Here is an 18877-nt window from a genome sequence, read left to right on the forward strand (position 1 = left end):
GCTACGAACGCAAGGCCGAACACTTCCTGGCCTTCACCGCCATCGCCTGCAGCCTCATCTGTTACCGCAGGCTCACCAAATGAGACGACGTCTAAAAGTGACGGAGTGGACGCCCCAGGAGCTGCCCGAGATCCCGCGTCAAATCAAGCGTGCCCGACCTGAGGATTTCGCGTGGTGCAAGTGCCGCCGGAGAGAGGTCCGGGCGTCCGCCCCTTGACTCCGCGACCCGGCAATCCGTCACCTCGCGAGCCGCATTTCGTCCGTCCCCGCACCCGCGGGGATGGTCCCAGCGCGGCCGTGGTGGGCACGCCGTAGGTGGCCTGCTCTCCGCACCCGCGGAGATGCTCCCGCCCGCACGGCCGTCAGCGCACTGCGCGACGACTGCTCCCCGCACCCGCGGGGATGGTCCCAACGCCGGCACCGTCACCGAGCAGGGAACGCCCCTGCTCCCCCGCGCCCGCGGGGATGGTCCCTCGAGCAGGGGCTCGCGCAGCACCGTCGCCCGCTGCTGGCGTCAGCCTTGTTCTTCTCCATACGTGTGGGTGTACGTGGTGGTGTAGTCGTCTACGGCCCTGGCCCTGTCCGCTGCATAGTCGGCGCGGGCCTGGCGATCCGCGTCGCTGATGTCGGGGTGCAGCGGGGGCGTGTGCGGTGCGCGCCAGAGTTGGATCAGGTGGCGCTCGCCATGGTCGCCGATGCCGGGTTCGGGGTCGTCGGCGTGGCAGTGCAGGCGCATTCGCACCGAGGCGTGAGCGTCGGTGGGTGGCATCTGGAGAGGGGGTTCCTCCTGTGGCCATGCGTTCAGGATGTCGCCGGGTTCGAGTGTCTCGAGGCGGAGTTGGGGGTTGTGGGCCAGCAGGCTCATTTCCTCTGCGGGCTCCCATCCGTTGCCAGTCTCAAGCGCTGGCGGGGTGTCGTGGATCTGGATGGTCAGGTGGAGGGGGCCGGTGTCGGTGGTGGTGAGGACGACGGCGCTGGCGGGGTCGGCTGGGCCGCACCGCCAGCCGTAGGGCATCTGGGCCGGGTAGTCGTCGTGTTCGGTGAAGCCGATGAGGTAGCCGCTTTCTCCCACCTCGATGGTGAATGCCGCTTCGTGGACCAGCATGGTGCTCCTTCTACAGGGCAGGGTGTCCCCTCCGGAGGCGAGCCGGAGGGGACACCCTGGTCTAGCTCAGCGAGTGTGACGCCTAGGCGATCACGTAGAACGGGTCGTGGTCCATGACGTGGAACTGGCGGCGCCAGTTGGTGATGTTGGCGCCCTGGGCGTCGTTCTCGTTCTTCTTGACCCAGGTGATGGTGCGCTGGCCGGTGGGCAAGTAGGTTCCGCCTTCGTAGGTGGAGGCGAAGGGGTACTCGTCGCACGAGGTCCGGCCGGCGCGCCGCATGTCGGCCGGCACGGGGACGGAGCAGACGGCCTGGCGGTTCTTCTTCTGCTGCGTGGCGTTGATCATCCAGTGCAGCGGCTTGCCTCCGTTGGGGTCGCCGTAGTGGCCGCCGCGGGAGCGCAGCTTTCGGATGCCTTCGGAGATGCGCGGCAGGGTGATCAGGTTGATCGCGGTGGGTGCCTCGGTGATGGCGCAGCCGGTGGTGCCGTAGTAGTTGTCGCACCGGTAGGTGGCGGAGGCGTAGGAGACGCTGCCGGGGCTGTAGCCGGGTTTGGTGAAGGTGTAGCCGTAGGTGGTCTTCGCCTTGGGGTTGATCTTCTTCCGGGCGATGGCGCCGGTCGTGTAGGAGACGGTGCCGGATGCGGCGCTGTCGAGGGTGTGGCCCTGCGGGAAGTGCACGCTGGCCTTGGTGCCGCCGCCGGACTTGGCGGAGACGTTGACGCGGACGCCCTTGCCCTTGCCGGTGGTCCTCGCCTTGGAAACGGTGAACTTCTCACTCCAGTTGGCGCTGGTGGCCTTCAGCGTCATCTGGTGCTTGACGCTGAAGTCCGCGGTGCCTTCCAGGACCGGCCGCCCGTTGACGACCTTGACGACGTCGACGTGGACCGTGACCCACTCGCACTCGCTGAAGCGGTTGATCGTGATGCGGTTGACGGTGCAGGACGCGGCGGCGGCCCTGGCGGACGAGCCAGCCGGCGCGCTCGCCTCGCGCTTGGGCGAACTGATGCTGACGCGCAACTGCGCGTCGCTCTGCTGGCCGGCCACGGCCGACGGAGCCGCAGCCGTGGCAAGAACACCGAAGCCCACCACTCCAACAGTGAGCAGCTTGTGCAACCTCACGTATTACCCCCTGTTTTGGTCACCGACGGAGGCGCAAGTCAACTCAGCAGCTCCCCCGTCGCGTTGGCGGCATCGAAGCACAGGCCACGCGAAGACCGCATGCCGTTTTGATCGGTTTCAGCCAAAAGTGGGTGGTGTTACACGCTAAAGGCCGCAAGTGCGGCGTTGCACTGCTCCGAGATCGGCCATCTACCAGCGCGAACGTAGAGGGCTGAGGTCCGCCCCGTAAGGCGGTGCCGCCCTATTAGCTGGGCTGTGGCTGCTGCCAGCCGGCACCCCCAGGGACATCTCCTGACCTGTTCACGTGAGGAGGTCGGAGATGGTGGTGACGATGAGAGCGAGCAGAGTGAGGGTGGTAGCGAAGGCCATTCCGCCACGGCTCACCATAGATGACGAGCTCGCACCTTCCGCGCGGGCGAGGAAAGCGGCTGTCACGGCGGCGAGCAGGGAAATGATCACAGCGACGGCGACCCCCAGGACGATAACGGCGGCGGTGTAGGACGGCGGCATGGCAGGCTCCTTCATCTGCATCTACGGGGAGGGATGCAGCGACCTTGCCGATTCGGGTGTGCGCCAGGGTGCAGCCGTACGAAGATGAACACTTCGGTACTGCGCCTTGTAGGGGGCGAGGAATGGCAGATGTCGAGCCAGCACAGGCGCTGGCACGCTTGCGGCAGACGTTGCGTGCGCACGTGGGCACAGCACGTTTGAACACCAGCCAACTGGCAACCAGGGCCGAGTTGGGCAGGACGACGGTCAGCAAAGCGCTTAATGACGGCCATGAGCGACCGACGTGGCCTACCGTTGCTGCGATCGCCAAGGCTCTGCGTTTGAGCGCAGACGAGCAGCAGGCGCTGCTCGGGCTCTGGGAGCAAGCCGGTGCGAAGAAGACCCCAATTCGCTTGCCATCAGGCGCACGTGAGCCCCTACCTCAAGAAGTGCTGCGCCGCCGGTCCGGTGCCCAGATCGCGGGCGCCGCGGCAGGGGCACTGGTTGTGGCCGTGAGCGTCGCCGTGGGTGTGGTCTGGTGGCTGAGCAACTCTTCGGACGCTGAGGCGTCCGGCCCGTTGCTAGTGACGTACAAGTGGCCGACGATGAAAAGCTGCGACGGGGCGACCTCCGTAGCCATGCCGAGGGGTGGGAAACCGCTGACGGCCTTCCACGTCGATAATCAGGACTTTCGGTCCGTCGTCACCTCTCCGAGGAACAAAGGCGGTACCTGGGGTGCCGGCCATCTCTATGTAGACCTCGGCACGAAGGACGACACGACGGTCACCATCGATGAGCTCCACCTCTCGGCACGCGTTCCGCAGCGTATCGGCCCGCCAACATGGGTGGCACTCACCCAGGGTGGCTGTGGTGACGTTCAGGACCGGGTGTTCGATCTCAACTTGGACAGGCCTCAACTCGTCGACCGTGGCGTCCAGGGAGAGCTGCAGCCAGGTGACAAACCAGCCCCGACCAATCACCTGGGGTCCGGTTTCACCGTGAACGCCAAAGACCCGGCCATCATCCGGGTCGACGTGACCGCCTGCCACGGGAACTACGAGTGGAGTCTGGTGATCGAGTACACCTACAACGGTCACCAGTTCCACAAGCAGTTAGGCCCCTTTAGGTCCCTCAGCGTGGCGGACAAGAATACACGGGCTTACGCACCCAACCCCGGCACGGGTGCCATCGGCGAGGCGTTGACAGACATCGGTGCCCCCCTCGGATGCCCGGCAACGAGCTAAATGATCAACCGGCACCTACCGCCTCAATGCCCACGCCCGGTTCGGTTTCACCGCCGCCCCCCGGCAGCGCCGACGACGCCCGGCTGCGTCACCTCACCCTCGCCCTGCCGCCCCACCACACCGCCGGTCTCTTTCAGGCCCACGAGGCCGGTCTCACCGAGGACCAGCTCCGCCGGTCGCCGCCGACGCCCTCGGCAAGGTCTACTTCCGCGACAACGGCCGCCGCGCCCACGGCCTCGAAGTACACCGCGAACACCTCGAATTCGAGCTGTAGGAGCACCCGGGGCGGACACCGGAAGAGACGAGCATCAGGACAGCCCCTTGCGGCAGGGGCGTTGCGGATTGTGCCGCTGGCCGCAGAGGTCAGCGGCGTGCGGCACGCCCCCCGTTACCGTTTTCGTGGCTCCGCAACGGGGCCTCCGGCCTTCGGGTCCGGCATGACTTCCCCCGGGGATGGTGTCACCGGGTCCGGAGGCGTCGACGGACCGCTGATGAGGGGCTTGAGCACTGGCTTCACCCGAGCCGGAAGAGCTCTCCGTAACGTGGATGTGGCAGCTCGGTGCCCTGGCAGGCCGAACGAAAGCGTGATGGAGGCGCCTGCACGTGATCGACACCGGCGACATCGACGTCTACCTGGGCTTGGACGTCGGCAAGGGCGAACACCACGCCACTGCCGTCACACCGGCCGGGAAGAAGTCATTCGACAAGCGCCTCCCCAACACCGAGCCCAAGCTCCGCGAGCTCTTCGCGAAACTCCAGGCCAAGCACGGAACAGTGTTGGTCGTGGTCGATCAGCCGGCCTCGATCGGCGCCTTACCGCTGGCGGTCGCGAGGGACATGGGCTGTCCGGTCGCCTACCTGCCGGGTCTCACGATGCGGCGGATCGCCGACCTCTACCCCGGCGAGGCGAAGACGGACGCGAAGGACGCGTTCATCGGCCGCGCAGTCTGCTCCCCGCTGCCCGCGGGGATGGTCCCCACAGTCATCGGCGGGCGCCTCTACCTCGACCCTGCTCCCCGCGCCCGCGGGGATGGTCCCCAATTGATGGCGATGAGCGGGGCGTCCTTCCACTGCTCCCTGCGCCCGCGGGGATGGTCCCACGCCATCCTGCTTCACGCCCATGACTGCCCGCTGCTCCCCGCGCCCGCGGGGATGGTCCCCCGAAGAAGCACGAGCTCGAACGGATCATCGCCTGCTCCCCGCGCCTGCGGGGATGGTCCCGTGGACACGCCGGGCTGGGCGATGGTGGGACAGGTGATATTCCAGGAGCCGGCGAATCTCTGCCACGGTGAGCGGGATGACCCTGCTGGTGGCGTCGTTTCTACAGCCCCCCTTTCGCGCCTTCGTCGGCGGCGAGGCCGCCACTGCCCGGGAGGATTGGCGTATCGGCGAGTTGTGCGAGTACGAACAGGCCAGCGCCCGCCTGGGGCTCCTCCGGCTCGTCTGTCTGACGGAACCGCTGCCGGCCGGGGCCGGTGTCCACTTTCGAAACCGGCCCCGGCGGGCGGTGGCGCGGGTCAGTGCCAGAGGTTCCCGGGGCAGCCGTTCACCCACTTGTGCGAGCTGATGTTGTCCTGCGCGGACGTGCCGCTCGTGAAGGTGTTGCGGGACAGGTCGTCCACGTAGAGCTCGTTCCAGTCCAGGCAGCCGTACCCGCCCGTGTAGCCGGCGTCTCTGTAGAACAGGACGTCGTTGACGCCACCGGAGTAGGTGCCCGTGTTGACCACTGACCTGGCGTTGTCGTTGTCCGTCCCCTGGAACGGGCCCGAAGTGTCGGACCAATTGCTGTCGTCGCCCGAGGCCGCACCGAGGAGCGTGTCGCAGTTTGCCCAGTAGTAGGCCCGGACGTATCCGTCGCCCTTGTGTGAATTGTAGGCGTTGTCGCAGGCCGTGCTCAGCGTGGACGACGGCGCCGCCTGGGCGGTGGCGGCGGGGGCGAGGGCGCCGAGGACGGCGGCCAGACCCACCGCGGCGAGGACGGCACGGTTTTTGCGCATGGGTATCCCCTTCTCTGGTGGAGCGGGTCGAGTGGCGATGTGCTTGCTCTCGGCCGGTGATCAGCCGAGAACCTGGTCGGCTCGGGCGAGCGCGGCGTGCTGCATACGGCCTCGGGTTTCGATCTCCTTGGCGTAGCGCTTTCGCACGGGGGCGCTGTACACGCGGGCCAGCTTGTGGATGGTGGCGGACAATGACGACGTGTGCGCGCAGGTGGCCTCGGCGACCGCCAGGCGCACCTCGACGGGGTGTGACTGAGCCGGGCTCATTCCCGCAGTGCGCTTCACCAGATCGGATTGAACGGCGTCGGGGTCCGTGTAGGGGTGGCCGGTCGTGTGTCGCATGCACCGGGACCACGACGTGAGGGCGGTGGTGAAGCGCTTGTCGCGTACGAGCTTTGGAACGTAGAGCGGGTTGAGATTTGTGACGATCTTGTTCGCGTGGAACCACGCTGCTGCGTCACCGTAGAGCTTCTTCGTGGCATCGGCCATGCAGCCGTCGGTTGAGGTGGCGACGCGTCCGCCCGCCGGCAGGCGGACGATCTGCATGTGCTGCTGCGGGCCGCCCCCGAGAGCGTTGGAGTAGCGGACCTGCTCTGCCGACGGGAGGTTCTTGCGGTAGGTCGCATTCGGGTCGCGGGCCTTGGCCGCCATGACCCTCTGCTGGATCAGGCCGCCGAATCCGTGCTTGCGTGCCCAGGCGATGTCGTCCCGTACGAAGACGGCTTCGAAGGCGGGGCGGTCCTCGGCGGGTACCGGCGGCGTGACCCAGTACCGGAAGCCGTGCCGGGCCATGCACCCCTTGACGATCCTGAGCTCGGCCTGGTCGATCCGCGCCTGCTGGGCGCCTGTGAGCTCGTGGATCACCGGCGTACTCCGGACGACGCTGTGGTGCCCACAGCCTGTCAGTGCGCCGAACGAGATGATCGCCGCCGCTCCCCATACGGTGGCGGCATTCACCCACAGTAATGCCTTCACTAAAGAATCCCCCCGTGGCTTCGGACGCAGGCATGATCAATGCCCCTCGGGCACCCCCATGTCTAGTCGTCCTGTCGCGAACGGCACGCTAGCGCGGCCAACCGAGCCGAAAAAGGGAAACCGGGAGCGAGAATCCCTGCATGTCGATAACATTTTAACTATGAGCCGAGATGGGGGCACCACTGCGGCAGAAGCACCCGGAGGAAGTGGGCGCAGGAATCCGACGGCGCACCAGCTGCGCCTATTTCTGATGCTGTCGGAGGAACTGCATTTCGGGAGGGCCGCTGCACGGTTGTTCATGGCCCAGCCGGCGCTCAGTCAGCAGATCAGGACCCTTGAGGACAGACTCGGCACGGCGCTGTTCGCCCGCGCGGGTCAGGGGGTACACCTCACGGCATGCGGGCAGGCCCTCGTGGTCCATGCCCAGGAAGCGATCCGGGCGCTCGATCGAGTTCGTGCCACGGCGGAAACCTTCGCCCGCGAGTTACGCGGCCACCTCGTCATCGGCGCGATCGGTGCGGAGGCGGCCACGCCCCACGCGCACGCCATACTGGCTGAAATGCGCCGCCAGCATCCGCACATCATCGTCGAGATACGCAGTGTCGGCTTCGTGACACAAATCGAGGCCCTGGCGCGGGGCGACGTCGACGCCGCATTCCTCCGGCCACCGCTCCCCTCGGGTCTGCGAAACCTGCCCCTGGCCATGGAGCCGCGCGTGGCCTGTCTGCCCGCCGGTGATCCCCTGGCTGTTAAGGAACGGATCCATATCGCCGAACTCGCTGGTCACCCGGTCGTGGACGTACCGCCAGAGGTCCCGCGCGCATGGCGGGACGGGTGGGCCCTCAATCCTCGGCCGGACGGCACCCCGGTACGGTTCGGGCCGGAGGCCGCCGACATCGAGGCGGTACTGCTGGCCGTGGCCGCCGGCCGCGGAATGACCTTTCTTCCATCCTCAGCCCGTCACCTCTACCCGCGCCCAGGAATCGCCTACGTCGACGTGGCGGACATCCCGCCCAGCACCTCGGCACTCGCCTGGATCCCCGGAGGAAATCGGCCGCTGCTGAACGCGTTTGTCGCCACAGCGAGCAACACCGTGGCAAGCACCCACTCCGGGTGTGCTTCCGCTGACCGCGAATCACGTAAGTGACACCGGTCGAATGCACGAATGTCCGCGGTATTGCTGGTTCCGTTTTCCTTGGCCCGATGCAGCAGCCCCGGGCCAAGGCTACGGAGCCCCGGAGACCGACGGTTGGCATCATCGGCCGGATTCGGCAACTATGCGATTCGGCCGATTTCTTGCCGTGGGCGGCTGAGCCTCGATCCGCCGCGTGAATTTTGATCATGAGAGTCGGACCCCTACCCAACACAATGAAATAGCAGAACTCTATTTGACTTCAGGACAGTTCACACGCCTGAAGGAAGACGCAAAAGGTCGCACTGTGGGTGTTTTGCCGCTATAAAGAGATTCGCCCCTAATGGGGTGCTGTTGGCACGTTCTACCCTCGTCTGCCTGCCGCCCCCCTCCTCCTCCGCCGCGACCTGCACACCGTTCTCCTTCCGGCAGCACAGGACTCTCCGATCCCGCGGCAACCCGGACGGAATACCTTCAAGTCACCCGCGCGTGGCCAGTGGCCGAAATTCGCATGTGGCGGCGATGCGATGGCTTGCCCGAAAAAATGTGCGCTTCTAGCATCCCAGGGCCTCAATTCATACCTCCTTCGACGAAGGAATAAATGCCATGTACATGAGATTAAAGCTGCGGCCCGGTGCCGCTCGGCCGTCGCGGACGCTGCGTACGCTGGCTGCGTCACTGGCCGCAGTGCTCCTGGCCGCAGTGATGGTCCAGCTGAGCGCCGGGGCGGCCCGTGCTGCGTCGGGGAGCTGCCCGACGGCCCGCAGCACCGCTCCTCCGACCGTCGAGGCCATGAAGGCGATCGACCTGGCCTGCAAAGCCGTGGATGCCCGGATCCGCTACAGCTTCGGCGGTGGCTGGGGAACCCATCCGGGCGCTTCCTACGGCTGGCCCGACGGGACCACGTACGCCGCCAACGACGGCAACGTCAAGGGCTACGACTGCTCCGGCTTCATGCACTGGATCTGGTACGCCGTCACCGGGACTGAGAACTTCCTGCCGTTGGGCGCCGACAGCCAGTTCCACACCTCCAGCCATGTCGCGGCCCGGTTCTCCGCGTCGCAGGGCACCGGAAGCCTCCTCCCCGGCGACCTGGTCTTCTGGGGGAACCCCAACGCAACCAACGGAATCCACCACGTAGCCATGTACCTGGGCGACGGCCTGATCGTCCAGCAGTCCCAGTCGGGGACACCTGCCAACGTCGACACCCTCAACCTGTCCGGCTACGCCGGCGCGGTCCGCCTCACCGGCTTCTCCTCCACCGACCCCAACTGGCAGGAGTACGCCAGTGGCGTCGACGACCGCATCGCGAACGCCGAAGCCAAGTATGGTGTGAACGGATGCGGATCGGGCGGCTGCACTACGGGATGCTCCGCCCAGTGGTATAACGACCACCCCAGCGATCCACTGTGCAACGGGGGTTCCAGCGGAGGCGCGGGCGGCGGACCCATCGCAAGTGGCACCAAGTACTGGGTCGACACCTTCGCCGCCGCCACCGGCCGTGATCTCGGCGGAACCTTGAACGCGGGTACCAACTACGTCTTCTGCAAGGAGTGGGGCTCGCAGGTCGGCTCCGGCTCCACCTACAACCACTGGTGGCTATACACCGATATGGACACCGGAGGCCAGGACTACGTTTCCGCGTACTACCTGTCCCGCTGGGGCAACGACGAAGCCAAGGACAACTCCGGCAACACCATCCCCACCTGCTCCTGGAGCTCGGGCGGCGGCACTGGGGGCACCAAGTACTGGGTCGACACCTTCGCCAACGCACCGGCCCGGGACGGCGCCGGCACGCTGTACGCGGGCACCAACTACGTCTTCTGCAAGGAGTGGGGCTCGCAGGTCGGCTCCGGTTCCACCTACAACCACTGGTGGCTGTTCACCGACCTGGACACCGGAGGCCAGGGATGGGTGTCGGCATACTACCTGTCCCGCTGGGGCAACGACGAAGCCAAGGACAACTCCGGCAACACCATCCCGAACTGCGGTACCGACGGCAAATACTGGGTGAAGACCTTCGCCAGCGCGCCCGGCCGCGACCACGGGGGCACGCTGTACGCGGGCACCAACTACGTCTTCTGCAAGGTCTGGGGCTCGCAGGTCGGCTCCGGTTCCACCTACAACCACTGGTGGCTGCTGACCGACATGGACACCGGCGGACGCGACTACGTATCGGCCTACTACTTGGCCAACCAGGGCAACGACCAGGCCAACGACATCTACGGAGCCACCATTCCAACCTGCTGACCAGTAACCGCGCGCAAACCGCAGGCGGCGAAACGGCTTCGACGTCGGTTCGTCCGCCCGTCGAAGGCAGCGGGTGACCGCACCAAGTGCGAGAACACGAAACACGTCCACCGGCGAGGAAGTACCTGAAGCAGATGTCATGCCCGCCATGCCCCCTCCACGCACTTGTGGCACGCCGACGGGCCGCCTCCCCAGGACGGCGGCCCGTCGGCGTGCCACTCCGATTTTGTCGAAGATCCTGAGGCTCCCGGTTGCATACGGCGGAGGCGAAGAAGCAAAGCACCTGCAGGAAGCCAAGGAGAGTGTTCGGGTGCTCTGGCAGCGGTACCGGCTTGCTTGCCGTCGTGCGGTGGGGCAGGCCAGCATGCTCGGGTGGCAGCCGATTGGTTGGAGCAGAGCCTGCTCGACGCGGTCCGCGACGGCGAGATGTTGGACCTGGCCGGTGACGGGCCGGTCGACGAGGCCTCGATGCGGTCCTGGGACAGCACCCGCACCTCTCGGCAGCGTTGATCCGTGACCTGGTCCGCGGCCGCCGGGATATCGAGGCGGACCCGCACGGGCTGCGGCTGCGCGGGGCGCGCATCGCTGGCCGCGTCGACCTGGCGAACATCGCCAGCGATCTGCGGGTCGAGCTGGTCGAGTGCTTCGTCCCCGACGGTCTGAGCGTGTGCGGCAGCCAGCTGCCCGGCCTCGTGCTGGACGGTTCCTGTTTTGGGCACCCCGCGGGTTCGCACGACCCGCCGGTTGACGCCGCACGCTTCACCGCGCCGGCGATAACGATGCGCGGAGCGGTTGCCAACGCCGACACACCTTCCGGCGCGGTCCGGTTCCTCGGAGCCCCCCTTGCGCGGCGGCCGCAGGGCGGCGGGACGGAGGCAGGAGCGGCCGGGCGGCCTTGATCACGAGTTGCATCGTGGCCTTCAGGCTACGGGTCGGTGGGTGTGCGGCGTCCTGCCGCCTTTTGGCTGCTGCTTGGCACGCACCACTTCCCGGGCGGTCCCCACCAGAATTCCTGCCGCGAGCAGTCCGAACACCACAGAACCCTCTCGAATTCCGTCGGCCTCGTGTCCGTCCAGATGGTCAGTGTGGCGGACCTCGGTGGGGTCCGACGGGTTGTAGACGACAGGTACGTGCGCTCCGGGCTTCGCGTCGGTTGCCGAGCCTGAGACATCGATATCCGCGCGTACAGTGCCGGACGGTGCACCAAAGCGCACGGTCAAGGAGGTCGCCGAGCCCTCCTCCGACTCGCTGGCGATGCCGACCACGGTCGCGTCGGTCCTGTGCCCGTGCGCCCGGAGGTTCTGCAGTACCTGGTCCTCCTGGCCGGCTTCCCATCCCATGACTCCGGCTAAGGTGGCGACCATCAGGAAACCTACGGCCGCAGTCCGGGCTTTGGCCCAGCGGGGGGCCAGCAGCGACGATGGCATACCGAGCCTGGGGAGCAACGCAGCCACGAGGCGGCCCGGCGGAGGAATTCGGCCGGCCCAACGACGAGCCCAGTCCCGGCGGCGTACCAACAGTCTCGCGATACCGCTCGCTGCGGACAGCGCCACCGCACAGCCGAAAAACTGGAGCCACGTCAGCTCAAACGGATCGAATGCGAACCACACCACGAAGGCCGCGACACCTGCCAGCGAGGCCCACCCATTGAGAGAGTCGTATCTTCCCTGGACGTCGCTCTGTACGGACTTGCGCTCATTCATCTGCGCCTCCTCGCCCCGTTACGGGCTAGGACTCACCGGTCGCCGCTGAGGTTGCAGCAGTACCTGGCTCCATATCCGTGCTCCGCGTCCTTGCCCGAAGGACGCGTCCGGTCCAGCACTCCACGCCGGCTTCGGCCAGGGCGTCGCTGATGCCGTGGGTTCCCGCTGCCTTGATGTCGTGGACCGCACCGGGCAGCGCAGGCGCGGCCCACAGCAACCGCCCTGCTGGATCGGTGATCACCTGCATCGACACCGCCCAGGCCTCCGAGGTCGCGGAGCGAGCGAAGCGGCTGCGGGACGGGGTTAACATCCTGCACGTCATCGAGCGCGGCGAGCAGCGCGACCCGCTTGCGGACATCTGCGCCGTGCTGGGCCGGGCGCCGCGCGTGTTCACCGCGGATGTGCTCAAGCGGCTCACGGCTCTGAACGAGGACGCCTACGGCCGGTGGACGCCCGGCGACCTCAAGCGTATGCCGGAGGCCGCCGGCGCGGAGCCGTACAAGTCCGACGGCCGGATGGTCGTCGGCCGCGACCGCGTCGTCCGCGCCGTCGCCAAGCGCGACGCTGACGGTTCCGCTTCCACCGCCGAGTAGAGGGAGCCGCGCCCCGGACGGGTCAGGGAGGCGGGGAGAACTCCGTGACCGACTCCCTGACCCAAATCCCTCGCCATGAACAGCTCAAATGATCGCCAGGGAGGCGCCCAGCTCAGCACCCCCGAAACCCCCTCCACAGCCACCCCGGCAGGAGGTGTCCCTGCCTCCCTACCCACCGTGCTGAAGGGATTCCGCATGCACCCCGAACACGCCCCCCGAGTGCCCGCACTGCGGGCCGTCGACATCCACCAACCGACCCCACTCACCCCCGCGCCGCCGACCGTCACGGCGTCGCTCGTGCCCGTCCATCCGGGCACCGTGCCGACCCCGGCGAAGTCGGCCGTTTCACGTACGGCGGTGAACATCGCCCTCGGCGGCATCGGGTTCGGCGCCGTCTGCGGCGGACTGGTCCTGCTGACCACGCTCATCGCCGCGCTCGCTGCGCTCATCCACCAGCTCGTCATCCTCGCCGCCGTCATCTTCGGCGGCTGGATCGCCGCGCAGATGTTCAGCGCGAACGGCCGTCGGGGCGGGACCACGGTCAACATCCGCAAAGCAGTCTTCAAGCGGAACCACTTCCACGGCCAACCCTCAATTGCGACGTCGCATTAGACGCTGCCTTATGGAAGGCGTGGCCTGGTACTGCCCCTGAAGGAACCAGTTCAGTATCTCACCTAACGCCAAGCCAGACGGTAACGGCAGCACCAGATCCCAGCTCAGTCCTGACAGCGGGTGCGCGAGTACGGCCATGGCTCCGTAGAGAAACACGATCTCGCCTACCGCTTCGACGTGTCGCGTCCAACAACGTCCCCACGACCCTGCCGAGACGCCACCGGACTCTTTAGCTTGCTCCGTCATGCCACTCGCCCCCGAGAAAAGCAGCAGCCACTCCCGCGGCCCGCTGAGCCAAGGGCGGCCCCCAACCTCACACCAATGAAATCGGGGCCGCCCTGACCATCCAGCACTGAGCAATAGAACTGGAGACATCCAGCATGACTCATGACACTCGTTTAGGGTTGCTCTCCCGCAGCATTGAACGCCTCCGCACGCGGCTGACACGTCTTCCCCCTGCGGTCCGGCACCACGCGGCCCGCCCTCCACGGCGAGGCCGCCTGTCCCCGGACCGGACTGTGCGCGCACGGCCACCGCAAGTATGAGCAGCGCGCGACCTACTTGGAGGAGGTGTTCTTGCGGTGGGTACTCACGCCTGCAGCGGCGGGCGCTGGTGGTGACGCCTGGATCGGTCATTCGCGGGACCTTCGCCAAGGCTCTCGATCCGGGGGTGCCAGGCAATGTGCTGTACGGGCTGGCGGGCGGTCCGCTGCTGCCTGGTGTCCGCCCGCCGGCCACGCTGGTCCTGGACGCGGAGGACGGGCAGATCAGCCAGATCAGCCGTGAGCGACTGTTGGCCGCGGACATCCTCGTATCCGCGACCACTCGCCATCTGACCGCTGCTACGCTGACCTGCGCGGCGATCACTGCGGCGATCGCTGTCCCAGCCTTCCCCGCCGACCACCGCGCGCCCCGGCCTGCCGTCGAGATCAGCCAAGTGCAGTGCGACTCCCCGGGCCGCGATGACCGCTCCTACCTTTCCCTGAACTCGGAGTGGGTGGAGGTCACCAACACCACCCGCCGGGCGGTCACCCGGGGGGCACACGCCGGGCCGCGCACGCCGAACGGCGAGCAATCCGAGTGAGAGGGTGGCGCGCCAGGCGTGGCCACCGATCCAGAGCGGGCTCCCCCGCTGCGGGAGGCGGCCGCGTTCTCCCCGGTCTTACGGATCACCTGAAGGTACTCGTCAGTCAGCTCGGCTCAGAGGCGCTCTCGGTCACACGAGCAGGCATCGCCGGGGGTGACCGATCAGCTGTCAACGGCCGGGGAGGAGATCGCTGCGGTCTTGGTGGCCTTGTCGACGGACGCCCGCACGGCCCGCACGAACGATGCCTGGTCGGTCTTGGAGTAGCTGAGCATCGAAACGTTGACGATGGCGCCGCCCACGCGTACGACTGCATTGTCGAACTGCACCGAGAAGACAGTCTTGTCGGCGGGGATCAGCCTGACCCGGGTGCCCAGCGAGGCGTCGCCCACGTCGGGGAGGTTAAGCCTCTGGAACCGCACCCTGACCTTGCCGAGCTCCTGATCCCTCGCCGTGAAGTCAGTGCAATCTTTCGGCATCGTGGACGCGTCCACCCTCTCCCTCGCCTCGTCCGGGAGGTATGCGCTGATGCCGGTCAGCAGGTTCGGCCCGTCAGGGCCCTTGGTGAAGGCCCGCACCGCGACGTTCTCCGGCTTGGGCCCGTCGTCGGAGCCGACCACGGTGTCGAGCACCGGCTGGCAGGCCGCCTTCTCGGCGATGGCGATCTGGAATTCGTACTGGCCGGCGTTGTCGTCCTCCGGGAACGTGCGGTCCTTCCGCCACCCCGACGGCAGCTCTGCGGCTGTCAGCAGGGCGGCCTTGACCTGCCCGGCAGTCAGCGGACTCGGCGTCGCAGAGGCGGAAGGCGAAGCCGAGGGCGAGGCGGAGCGCGCCTCCGCATCCTTGTCCTGCGACGTGTCCTTGCCGCCCCCGAAGTCACACCCGGCAGTCAGCAACAATGAGCAGACGATGAATGCGGCACCCCCCGTGCCGCGCAACCCAGCGTGCATGGATACCCCCGTTACGCATGCAGCAGTTGACTTGCACGGTAAGCCCGGGAGAAGGCCTGGACAAGGGATCCGGCAAAACGAACATCCCCTGTCACATCGTCCGGGTATTGAAGGGGCCTTGACCCGGGACTGCTGCAGGGTTGGGTGACACCTGACCATGCAGCAGTCCCCCTCGCCGTGTTGAAGTCGACGGTGTCGCCGGACACGCGGGCGGCTCTCAATGTCGAGCACGTGATTGTCCTGCAAGTCACGACGCGGCGTGGAGGATCCAGCGCAGGTCTTCCGAAGCCGGACAGAACTGCCACGATTTGAGCAACCCAGTTGATGCCAGCTGATCCAAGGTGCCGGACAGTACGGCAGGCGAGATGCCGCAGGCGCGTGTCATCTGCTGCAACTCGCACAGGCCGCTGCCGGCTTGCGGATCGGTGTGTGCTGCGAGGTAGAGATGCGCCAGTTGCGGCACCGTACCGGTTGCTCCTGCTGGCGAGGCACGTAGCGCCCAGTCCGCCGCTTGCATTCGGTCGGGGCGTGCTGGGGCTTGGCCAAGCAGGGCGGCGTCGAGTAGTGCGACGGCGATCTCGTTGGCCGCGTTTTCGGGGAGCGGGCGCAGCCAACGCGCGTATTCCAGTTCGTGCCACGGGTCTGGAGTGGTGTTGAGGCGGAGGCTGCGCAGCACGCCTTTGGAGAGTCTGGCTTCCATTTTGCTGCTCATGCGAAGGGCACATTGCACGGCCAGTAGGCGTGCGGCGGCCGAGGTGTTCACTGGGAGTGCGGCGGCCAGGTAGCTGAGGATCTCGCGTACCCGGATTTGTTCGCCTGGCCCCTTGGGGCGGCGTCTGTGTCGCTGGCCGGTTCTCGGCTGCAGCGGTGCTCGGGCGGGGGGTGTGTCGGGCACTACGGCGGCCTGTGCTGTTGCTGCGGCACAGGCGGTGCAGGCGTCGGCGAGTCGCCAGAGTCGTCCGCCGTGTTCGCGTGCGAGGAGGAGGTGGATGGGGCCGGCGCAGCCGCGGTGGCGGGGGTGCCAGTGGCAGCCGCGTTCGTGGCATTGGCAGATGCGCAGGTGTGGGGGGCGGAGATCGCCGCGTGCGTGTCGTGCGAGGTGGGCCAGGGCGGCCGTACGGGCGGTGGCTGCGGTGATGCGGGTGCTGGGGCATTGTTGGCATACGAGGATGAGCCCGCTGGTGTGCGGGTGCAGTTCCACGGTCCAGGCGCGTGGCGTTGCTGGGCATGTTGTGCGCAGCCTCATGGGCGCGTGGTCCTCCTGCTGTTTCCGCGCCATTGCGTCTTCGGGTGTGGGGGTGGCGGCCCACCGTAGTGCAGAGGTCTGCCCTGCCACACTTGGCGTCACCTGGGCAAATAGGGCAGAGGTCTGCACTGACAGGGCAGGGGTCTGCCCCGTCGGATGGACAGGTGACGATCTTTCCGCCCGATCCGGAGCTCGAGGCGCTGCGGCTGGAGCTCGCGCGTCTGCGGGCCGCGCGCGGGTGGAGCTACGACGAGCTGGCTGCCCGCAGCGGCCTGGCCAGGCGCACTCTCATCGAGATCGAGCAGGGCCGCACCATCGGCACGCTGAAGACCTGGCACGCTCTCGCCCACGCCCTGGAGACCCCGTTCGACGAGCTGTTCAGCACCCTGTGCCGCGGGCACGACCTACCCGGGCCCACCCAGGACTGACACCCGCTCCTGCGGCTACCGCAGGACCACCCGAACCGGCGAGACCATCTCGAACACGCATACACGCATTCGCACGCCAGTCGCACCACATGAGGTCGGCCGGGCGACCTCTCGGCACTGCTGGCGTGGATCCGGCGTGTTGGCTGGCAGGTTCGCCCGCATGCGCTCCACACCACCTTCCTCAGGCCGGCACTGGGACGGCAGTCCGATCGCCCACCGCGTGCGCCGGTCCTTGCAGGTCACCCCCGACGGCGTCAGCCGGCTACTGCGCTGCGGCCAAGGCGACCGGTGCCGCGAGTGCGGCAACCGGATCGAGTGGTACCACCGCGGCACTCAGCGGCCCGTCCGCCTCCATCCCCGCGAGTTGCCGGCAGCCCGGGTACCGGCCGCGTGCCGCTGGCATGTCAGCTCCGGTGTCGCCTACCCGGCTGGAGACGGCAGTAGCTGGTGCCATGTGCCGCACGCCGTCGTCTGTCCCGCCCGCGACACTCCCCCACCCTCTCCCGAACTGGCCGAGCTGCGCCGGTCGCTGGCCGTCAACACCCGCCGCCTCGTCGACGCCGGCGTATTCGCCCCTCCCCCGGCCTCCCCAGACGGCCCGGCACCCCAGGGAGAGAACTCGGCGGTCTGCCGCCCGGCCCGCCCTATCGTGCAACTGCTGTACGTGCGCTACCTCGCCACCCGCCCAGTGGACAAGATCCAATGCGTCGCCCAGACCCGCCGCCGCCAGCGCTGCACCAGCACCCTCCTCTCCCCCACCGCCCCAGCCGGCATCTGGAAGCTGGTTCCGGCCACCGCCACGAGCGGCCAGCTAGCCCTGCCCGCTGCCGTCATGGCGCTCTACGACCTCAGCGGCATCCCCTACGCCGAACAACTGCGCTGGCGCGCCCAACGCTGCCAGCAGCACGCCACCATCCCCACGGCCGCCGACCTGGCGATCGCTGACTGGGAGCCCTTCGACCCTTTCCGCCACCACGAGCACATCCACAACCGCCTGCCCGCCCGCGCCCGACGGACCCTACGCCGCATCGGCATCTTCGAAGAAGAAGATTGTCAGCGCGAAGCTGACTTCAAGCGTGGCTACCGCAACTGAAGCGACGATTGGTTCGGGCCGTCCACCATGTCCTGCGTGGCTTTGTTCACGAGTTTCGGCAGCAGTTGTTCACCGCCTAGGGAGGCAGCCGGATCGGACCTGGGGCCATGTTCATGAGAACGGGAGGCCCAGGCGTTCAGGCCTCCCTGGGGTCGCCGCGCTCCGTCCATGCCCGCCAGTCACGGCCCTTCCGTCAACCGTTGGATCGCGCCCTCCAGCGCGGGGCGTCGTCATCAGGGACGTCCGGAGACGCGAAGTGGAAGGGCACGTGAAGGTGGTCGGCCAGCGCCCGGCCAGCCATGGCGGCGGCAACTCCAGGAGGAGGACCGTCACGTCGGTGGTAGACGGTAGCCAGGTGGCCCTGCCCCTCGGGGGCATCCACGACCGCGACCAGGAGCACGAACCAGTCGTGGACTGTATCGCCGTCCCAGAACGCTTCCACAGCTGCCACACGGCCGGGGAGAGCCGCGGCGCGGGCTGCGAGCGAGGGGAGGTCCAGCGGATCGGGCGGCGTGCGCTGCACACGGTCGCCCAGAGCCTCGTATCGCGCGTTGACCACCCGTTCGGCTTCGTGCAGGCCCACCCCCAGCGGGCGCAGCGCCTCCCAAACGGACCTGACCGCCGACAGCCGGCGGTCGCGCAGCACGTCGGCATCGACCTCTCGGCAGGTTCGTTCCTCCAAGTAGTCCCACCAGCCGCTCACTGGGCCACCAGCCGGGGTTTCAGGGTGCGCGTCATAGGTGCGAACGTACGTCAGGGGCTCGGTGGCCTCCCCGACCGCCCCTTTGGTGGTGCTGTCGAATCTCGTGAACCTTCCGCCCCGGGCTCGTGGGCTCCCCACCTCCCGAATCGATGT

The 18877-nt window shown here is 67.5% G+C and carries 18 protein-coding genes, 4 pseudogenes and 1 CRISPR repeat array; of the genes and pseudogenes, 12 read left to right on the forward strand and 10 right to left on the reverse strand.

Annotated elements, in window-relative coordinates; translation table 11 throughout:
* Window positions 1–514: 514 nt before the first annotated feature.
* The 3 genes from ACIPM1_RS31340 to ACIPM1_RS31350 form a co-directional block, all read right to left on the reverse strand.
* The gene (locus tag ACIPM1_RS31340) at window positions 515–1105 is read right to left on the reverse strand and encodes a hypothetical protein (protein WP_402440390.1); all 591 of its coding nucleotides are present in this window, start codon (window positions 1103–1105) and stop codon (window positions 515–517) included.
* Window positions 1106–1187: 82 nt separating this feature from the next.
* The gene (locus ACIPM1_RS31345; protein ID WP_402440392.1) at window positions 1188–2225 is read right to left on the reverse strand and encodes a NucA/NucB deoxyribonuclease domain-containing protein; all 1038 of its coding nucleotides are present in this window, start codon (window positions 2223–2225) and stop codon (window positions 1188–1190) included.
* A 300-nt stretch (window positions 2226–2525) separates the two neighbouring features.
* Window positions 2526–2735: a hypothetical protein gene (locus ACIPM1_RS31350; RefSeq protein ID WP_402440394.1), complete on the reverse strand. Its 210-nt coding sequence runs from the start codon at window positions 2733–2735 to the stop codon at window positions 2526–2528.
* Window positions 2736–2857: 122 nt separating this feature from the next.
* On the opposite strand from ACIPM1_RS31350, the gene ACIPM1_RS31355 reads away from it, so the two are divergent.
* On the forward strand, window positions 2858–3958 hold the full coding sequence (locus ACIPM1_RS31355; protein ID WP_402440396.1) for a helix-turn-helix domain-containing protein: 1101 nt from the start codon (window positions 2858–2860) through the stop codon (window positions 3956–3958).
* A 606-nt stretch (window positions 3959–4564) separates the two neighbouring features.
* A pseudogene (locus ACIPM1_RS31360) lies at window positions 4565–4894 on the forward strand (IS110 family transposase); the annotation flags it as partial.
* An 11-nt stretch (window positions 4895–4905) separates the two neighbouring features.
* A CRISPR array of direct repeats spans window positions 4906–5179; the repeat unit is 20 nt; unit sequence GCGCCCGCGGGGATGGTCCC.
* 296 nt (window positions 5180–5475) lie between these two features.
* Here ACIPM1_RS31360 and ACIPM1_RS31365 read toward each other — a convergent pair.
* Together ACIPM1_RS31365 and ACIPM1_RS31370 are read right to left on the reverse strand one after the other, a co-directional pair.
* Window positions 5476–5955, reverse strand: coding sequence for a hypothetical protein (locus tag ACIPM1_RS31365; protein ID WP_402440397.1), 480 nt, complete (start codon window positions 5953–5955; stop codon window positions 5476–5478).
* 60 nt (window positions 5956–6015) lie between these two features.
* Entirely contained in the window at window positions 6016–6930 is a 915-nt protein-coding gene (locus ACIPM1_RS31370; RefSeq protein WP_402440399.1) for a hypothetical protein, read from the reverse strand.
* A gap of 160 nt (window positions 6931–7090) precedes the next feature.
* On the opposite strand from ACIPM1_RS31370, the gene ACIPM1_RS31375 reads away from it, so the two are divergent.
* The 4 genes from ACIPM1_RS31375 (at window position 7091) to ACIPM1_RS31390 (ending at window position 11211) form a co-directional block, all read left to right on the forward strand.
* Window positions 7091–8077 (forward strand): LysR family transcriptional regulator, encoded by a 987-nt coding sequence (locus ACIPM1_RS31375; protein WP_402440401.1) that lies wholly within the window; start codon window positions 7091–7093, stop codon window positions 8075–8077.
* 591 nt (window positions 8078–8668) lie between these two features.
* Complete coding sequence (locus ACIPM1_RS31380) at window positions 8669–10312, forward strand: C40 family peptidase (protein ID WP_402440403.1); 1644 nt, start codon at window positions 8669–8671, stop codon at window positions 10310–10312.
* A 372-nt stretch (window positions 10313–10684) separates the two neighbouring features.
* Window positions 10685–10822 carry a hypothetical protein gene (locus tag ACIPM1_RS31385; protein ID WP_402440405.1) on the forward strand — a complete coding sequence of 46 codons (138 nt, stop codon included), beginning with the start codon at window positions 10685–10687 and terminating at the stop codon, window positions 10820–10822.
* Window positions 10819–11211, forward strand: a complete 393-nt coding sequence (locus ACIPM1_RS31390; RefSeq protein ID WP_402440407.1) for a hypothetical protein — start codon at window positions 10819–10821, stop codon at window positions 11209–11211. The genes ACIPM1_RS31385 and ACIPM1_RS31390 overlap by 4 nt, the downstream gene beginning before the upstream one ends.
* 21 nt (window positions 11212–11232) lie before the next feature.
* On the opposite strand, the gene ACIPM1_RS31395 is transcribed toward ACIPM1_RS31390, so the two are convergent.
* Both ACIPM1_RS31395 and ACIPM1_RS31400 read right to left on the reverse strand, forming a co-directional pair.
* The gene (locus ACIPM1_RS31395) at window positions 11233–12015 is read right to left on the reverse strand and encodes a DUF3592 domain-containing protein (protein ID WP_402440409.1); all 783 of its coding nucleotides are present in this window, start codon (window positions 12013–12015) and stop codon (window positions 11233–11235) included.
* Between the two features lie 103 nt (window positions 12016–12118).
* Window positions 12119–12268: pseudogene (locus ACIPM1_RS31400) on the reverse strand (IS5/IS1182 family transposase); the annotation flags it as partial.
* Between ACIPM1_RS31400 and ACIPM1_RS31405 the strand changes: the two are divergent.
* The 4 genes and pseudogenes from ACIPM1_RS31405 to ACIPM1_RS31420 form a co-directional block, all read left to right on the forward strand.
* Window positions 12261–12608, forward strand: a pseudogene (locus tag ACIPM1_RS31405) (ATP-binding protein); the annotation flags it as partial. The pseudogenes ACIPM1_RS31400 and ACIPM1_RS31405 sit on opposite strands and share 8 nt — an antisense overlap.
* A 195-nt stretch (window positions 12609–12803) precedes the next feature.
* Window positions 12804–13220: a hypothetical protein gene (locus ACIPM1_RS31410; protein ID WP_402440411.1), complete on the forward strand. Its 417-nt coding sequence runs from the start codon at window positions 12804–12806 to the stop codon at window positions 13218–13220.
* 380 nt (window positions 13221–13600) lie between these two features.
* Window positions 13601–13781: pseudogene (locus ACIPM1_RS31415) on the forward strand (DNA primase); the annotation flags it as partial.
* Between the two features lie 55 nt (window positions 13782–13836).
* Window positions 13837–14304 carry a hypothetical protein gene (locus ACIPM1_RS31420; protein ID WP_402440455.1) on the forward strand — a complete coding sequence of 156 codons (468 nt, stop codon included), beginning with the start codon at window positions 13837–13839 and terminating at the stop codon, window positions 14302–14304.
* A 164-nt stretch (window positions 14305–14468) separates the two neighbouring features.
* Here the strand turns inward: ACIPM1_RS31420 and ACIPM1_RS31425 are convergent, their stop codons facing one another.
* The gene (locus ACIPM1_RS31425; protein WP_402440413.1) at window positions 14469–15254 is read right to left on the reverse strand and encodes a hypothetical protein; all 786 of its coding nucleotides are present in this window, start codon (window positions 15252–15254) and stop codon (window positions 14469–14471) included.
* 247 nt (window positions 15255–15501) lie between these two features.
* Window positions 15502–15966 carry a hypothetical protein gene (locus ACIPM1_RS31430; protein WP_402440415.1) on the reverse strand — a complete coding sequence of 155 codons (465 nt, stop codon included), beginning with the start codon at window positions 15964–15966 and terminating at the stop codon, window positions 15502–15504.
* A 698-nt stretch (window positions 15967–16664) separates the two neighbouring features.
* On the opposite strand from ACIPM1_RS31430, the gene ACIPM1_RS31435 reads away from it, so the two are divergent.
* On the forward strand, window positions 16665–16928 hold the full coding sequence (locus ACIPM1_RS31435; protein ID WP_402440417.1) for a helix-turn-helix transcriptional regulator: 264 nt from the start codon (window positions 16665–16667) through the stop codon (window positions 16926–16928).
* A 160-nt stretch (window positions 16929–17088) separates the two neighbouring features.
* Window positions 17089–18021 (forward strand): DUF6083 domain-containing protein, encoded by a 933-nt coding sequence (locus ACIPM1_RS31440; RefSeq protein WP_402440419.1) that lies wholly within the window; start codon window positions 17089–17091, stop codon window positions 18019–18021.
* 193 nt (window positions 18022–18214) lie between these two features.
* Here ACIPM1_RS31440 and ACIPM1_RS31445 read toward each other — a convergent pair whose 3' ends face one another.
* Window positions 18215–18724, reverse strand: coding sequence for a hypothetical protein (locus ACIPM1_RS31445; RefSeq protein ID WP_402440421.1), 510 nt, complete (start codon window positions 18722–18724; stop codon window positions 18215–18217).
* Window positions 18725–18877: the final 153 nt, after the last annotated feature.

The organism is Streptomyces sp. NPDC086766 (genome assembly GCF_044746005.1).
In the GTDB taxonomy this organism is placed as follows: domain Bacteria; phylum Actinomycetota; class Actinomycetes; order Streptomycetales; family Streptomycetaceae; genus Streptomyces.

Coding starts and splice junctions, on each gene's coding strand:
- ACIPM1_RS31340 (WP_402440390.1), bottom strand. CDS start 1,105: ATGCTGGTCCACGAAGCGGCATTCACCATCGAGGTGGGAGAAAGCGGC.
- ACIPM1_RS31350 (WP_402440394.1), bottom strand. CDS start 2,735: ATGCCGCCGTCCTACACCGCCGCCGTTATCGTCCTGGGGGTCGCCGTC.
- ACIPM1_RS31355 (WP_402440396.1), top strand. CDS start 2,858: ATGGCAGATGTCGAGCCAGCACAGGCGCTGGCACGCTTGCGGCAGACG.
- ACIPM1_RS31365 (WP_402440397.1), bottom strand. CDS start 5,955: ATGCGCAAAAACCGTGCCGTCCTCGCCGCGGTGGGTCTGGCCGCCGTC.
- ACIPM1_RS31375 (WP_402440401.1), top strand. CDS start 7,091: ATGAGCCGAGATGGGGGCACCACTGCGGCAGAAGCACCCGGAGGAAGT.
- ACIPM1_RS31380 (WP_402440403.1), top strand. CDS start 8,669: ATGTACATGAGATTAAAGCTGCGGCCCGGTGCCGCTCGGCCGTCGCGG.
- ACIPM1_RS31395 (WP_402440409.1), bottom strand. CDS start 12,015: ATGAATGAGCGCAAGTCCGTACAGAGCGACGTCCAGGGAAGATACGAC.
- ACIPM1_RS31410 (WP_402440411.1), top strand. CDS start 12,804: ATGCACCCCGAACACGCCCCCCGAGTGCCCGCACTGCGGGCCGTCGAC.
- ACIPM1_RS31425 (WP_402440413.1), bottom strand. CDS start 15,254: ATGCACGCTGGGTTGCGCGGCACGGGGGGTGCCGCATTCATCGTCTGC.
- ACIPM1_RS31430 (WP_402440415.1), bottom strand. CDS start 15,966: ATGAGCAGCAAAATGGAAGCCAGACTCTCCAAAGGCGTGCTGCGCAGC.
- ACIPM1_RS31440 (WP_402440419.1), top strand. CDS start 17,089: ATGCGCTCCACACCACCTTCCTCAGGCCGGCACTGGGACGGCAGTCCG.